This is a genomic window from Nocardia sp. NPDC004722 (genome assembly GCF_053601505.1).
The window spans coordinates 1-3616 of record NZ_JBSGBY010000745.1 but is presented as its reverse complement, the minus strand read 5'-3'; the positions used below and the strand labels follow the sequence as shown (position 1 = coordinate 3616).

General features: G+C 67.4%; 4 protein-coding genes. 1 reads left to right on the top strand and 3 read right to left on the bottom strand.

Translation table 11 applies throughout. From position 1 onward, the window contains the following. Window positions 1–322: hypothetical protein (locus ACWELQ_RS41050; RefSeq protein WP_452402389.1), on the top strand; the 322-nt coding region annotated here is incomplete at its 5' end. A gap of 416 nt (window positions 323–738) precedes the next feature. Here ACWELQ_RS41050 and ACWELQ_RS41045 read toward each other — a convergent pair. From ACWELQ_RS41045 to ACWELQ_RS41035, 3 genes are all read right to left on the bottom strand, one after another. Continuing rightward, entirely contained in the window at window positions 739–1029 is a 291-nt protein-coding gene (locus tag ACWELQ_RS41045; RefSeq protein ID WP_452402388.1) for a hypothetical protein, read from the bottom strand. 95 nt (window positions 1030–1124) lie between these two features. Beyond that, complete coding sequence (locus ACWELQ_RS41040; RefSeq protein ID WP_452402387.1) at window positions 1125–1964, bottom strand: glucose 1-dehydrogenase; 840 nt, start codon at window positions 1962–1964, stop codon at window positions 1125–1127. A gap of 283 nt (window positions 1965–2247) precedes the next feature. After that, window positions 2248–3609: a TIGR01777 family oxidoreductase gene (locus tag ACWELQ_RS41035; protein ID WP_452402390.1), complete on the bottom strand. Its 1362-nt coding sequence runs from the start codon at window positions 3607–3609 to the stop codon at window positions 2248–2250. Window positions 3610–3616: the final 7 nt, after the last annotated feature.

The window sequence follows — 3616 nt, the reverse complement described above, 5'->3', positions numbered from 1 at the left end:
GGCCTTCACCCCGCTGGCCTTCGCCGCCCTGATCGCCCAGGGTGCGGGTGCCGGGCTGGTGCAGAAGTTCGGTGTTCGCCCGCTGACACCTCGAACTAGCTATCCGGCCACAGGGCGGGCACGGTTCAGAATAGAGCTAGTGATCGGGGAGCATGCCGAGCACCACGGCCAGGCCGATGAGGAAGACCGCGCCGGCGACGACCGCCGCGACGGCGGAATGCGTCATGACCGCTATGCCGCCGATAAGGATCGCGCAGGTCGAGCCCGCCAAAATCGCAGTGCCGCGGTCTGTTCCGGCCAACGGGAAATGGGGTTTCCGTGACGTTGCCATGACCAAGGAGTTCCCATTCCGAGCGTTATCAAAACGTGATTATCTGAGATGGCTTCCCGGTCGGATGCCGTCGGCGCGTCGAACTGCCATTTCGGCCTTCCGTTCGGCTTCGTTTCGCAGCCGTCCGAGTTCGGAATGTTCCGTCTCGGAGTACCGAGTGCGGTCGAATTCGGCGGACAGGGCTCGTACTTGTCTCCGTAAGCGGTTCGCGCTCTCGAAATTCAACGGTCGCTCCGCGGTGGCAGCGGCGGATATCAGGCGCGATCTCAGTTGCTGCATCTCGTATTCCTCGGATCGTGGTTCCCTCCAAGGGTTTCCACAGCCGACAGCCCTAAACCGCCGAATCCGGACTCGCAATCCGATGGCGGCGCAACAACACTCGATGCGCCGCCACCGCACGGCCGCGCCTACTCGCCGGTGGGTTGGGGTCCGACCACGAAGGTGGGGTTGCCCGCCGTGTCGACGCCGGTGTCGAGAATCTTGTCGTCGAAGTAGGCGGCCGACTTCTCGTCGAGGAACACACGAGCCCCCTCGGCGTCGAACACCTCGTCGTCCTGTGACGGCTCGGCGGCCACCGCGAGGCGGAAGCTGTCGGCATCGTCCGCAGTGGTGATCCGCAGACCCGCCTGCCGTGGGGCGCCTGCGCCGGTCGTGATATCGCGAACCGCCGCCACGGCAGTGGGGGTGAGTATCAGCATCGGGTTTCCTTCCGGTGTCCTGAGCGCCGATCGGATGGTCGGCAGTCGGTCGAGTAACCGGAAGCTCCGCCGTGAAACGTGCCTCGGCGGCAGGGTCACAGAATGGGACGGCCGCCGGTCACCGCCAGCCGCGCACCGGAGATGTAGCTGCCGTCGTCACTGGCCAACAGCACGTAGGCGGGAGCGAGTTCGGCCGGTTGTCCCGGGCGTCCGAGCGGTGTGTCCTCGCCGAAGGCGGCGACCTTCTCCGGCGGCATGGTGGAGGGAATCAGCGGTGTCCAGATCGGGCCGGGTGCGACGCTGTTCACCCGAATGCCGCGCGGCCCCAGCAGTTGCGCCAAACTGGCGGACAGATTCGCGATGGCTGCCTTGCTGGCCGCGTACGGCGCGAGCGTGGGGGAGGGCATATCGGAGTTCACCGAGGAACTTGCGATGATCGACGCGCCCGGGCGCAGATGCGGCAGTGCGGCTTTCACCAGTGTGAAGAATGCCGAAACATTCAGTTTGAAGGTGTGATCGAACTCCGCGTCGCTTATTTCCTCGAGATTCTCATGGGTCATCTGATAGGCGGCATTGCTCACCAGCACATCGATTCTGCCGAACTGCTCCACGGCGGTGTCGATCACCGCGTAGCAGTGTGCCGGGTCCGACAGATCTCCCGGCACCAACTCGGCGTGACGGCCCGCGTCGCTGACGTATTTCGCCACCTCGGCAGCCTCGGAGTGCTCGTTCAGATACGAAATCACCACGTCCGCCCCTTCTCTGGCGAATGCGATGGCCACGGCGCGGCCGATTCCGCTGTCCGCGCCGGTGACGACGGCGACCTTGCCGGTGAGCTTTCCCGAACCGCGATAGGTGTCCTCCCCGCAGTCCGGCGGTGGCCGCATCCGCTGCTGCGATCCGGGCACCTGCTGCTGTTGCTCAGAAAATCCCACGACTGCGTCTCCTGCCCGAGGACTCGAACCTGTCCTCGCCGCAGTACCACCTGCCTTGCCAGGGAAACCTGGCCGCGTTCAGCTGCCGAGGTCTCGGTGGTTGAAGCGGTAGACGCCGAGGGGACGGTGAAAAGCGTTCGGCCCAGAACATTCCCAGCTTCGCGGCGAAAGTGTGGGCGGCGTAGGCGATGACACCGGCCGCGGGACGATCAGTCCGAATACCGTTGATCCGAGATCGAGACCCGAGGTGGGTTCGTCGAGGATGAGCAATCCCATTCGGACGTCACGGCTGCGATGCGGTGGTCCGGCCCAAGAGGTGGCGCAGGGCCGAATCGAGATCCTCGCGGCGGAAGTGGTGCCCGGCGGTCAGCAGCCGGGTGGGTACGACGCGCTGGCTGGCGGCCGCGAGTTCGTCCGCGCCCTCGCGGCCGAGTAACAGGGCCGGGCCCACTCGGGGGACCGGCAGCAGCGCGGGCCGGTGCATCGCCTTGGCCAGGGTGCGGGCGTAGTCGATGTTCCGGACGGGTTGCGGCGCAACGGCATTGACCGGTCCTGACAGTTCTCGGTCCCACAGTGTCCGGTGGTAGACATCGACCAGGTCGTCGATGCCGATCCACGGCAGCCACTGCCGGCCGTCGCCGATCGGGCCGCCCAATCCGGCGGCGAACAACGGCCGTTGCAGGCGGAGCGCCCCGCCGCGGGGCGACTGCACGATCCCGGTGCGCACCATCACCACGCGGGTTCCGGTTCCGCTCGCCGCCGCGGCGGCGGCCTCCCACCGCCCCACCACCTCGGCCAGGAATCCGGTCCCGTGCGAACTTGTCTCGTCGAGCAGTTCGTCGCCCCGGTCGGCGCCGTAATATCCCACGGCCGACGCGCTCACGAAGGCCGGCACGCGCGAGGCCGCCGCGAGTTCGGCGAGTTTTCGGGTCGGTTCGATGCGACTGTCCAGGATCGCCCGCTTGTGCGCCGGGGTGAACCGCCCGGCGATGGATGCGCCCGCCAGATGGATGACGGCATCGACGCCGTCCAGGAGGTTGGGCGCGGGGGACCGCGGATCCCACTGCCGCTCACCGGCTTTCACCGGCGCGCGCCGGACCAGATCGATGACGCGGTGCCCGCCGGTGCTCAGAAAGGCCGACAGTGCCGAGCCGACCAGACCGGACGACCCGGTGAGGGCGATGGTCGACGTCTCGAATCCCTGTGCGGCGGCACGGCGGTGGGCGGCGAGATCCCCGGCGAGCTGGCGGTAGCGGTAGTCGAACATGGGTCGGAGCACCGACGTGGGGATCGGGGTGTCGACCCGGTCGATGATGCGGGTGTGGTCGTCATCGACCGCCTCGAATTCGTGTGTGTGCCGCCACCGCAGCATCGCGCCCACCGGCAGGGAGGCCACGCCGTCGATGGCGATCTCGTCGGCGAAGCGATGCCGCGCTTCGAAGTCGGCTGGTCGATGTCGTGCCACCCAGCGCAGCCCGCCGGGCAATCGGAGCACGGCCCGCCCGGTGGCGAGCGAGTCCGCCTCCGATTCGATCGCCACGGGTTGCCATGGCGGGGCGAGCCGGCGGAAGGCGCCGGGACGTCCGAACCAGTCGAACACCTCCGCCAGGGGCGCGGTCACAATGCTCGAACATTGGATGCCCATATGCCGA

Coding starts and splice junctions, on each gene's coding strand:
- ACWELQ_RS41045 (WP_452402388.1), bottom strand. CDS start 1,029: ATGCTGATACTCACCCCCACTGCCGTGGCGGCGGTTCGCGATATCACG.
- ACWELQ_RS41035 (WP_452402390.1), bottom strand. CDS start 3,609: ATGGGCATCCAATGTTCGAGCATTGTGACCGCGCCCCTGGCGGAGGTG.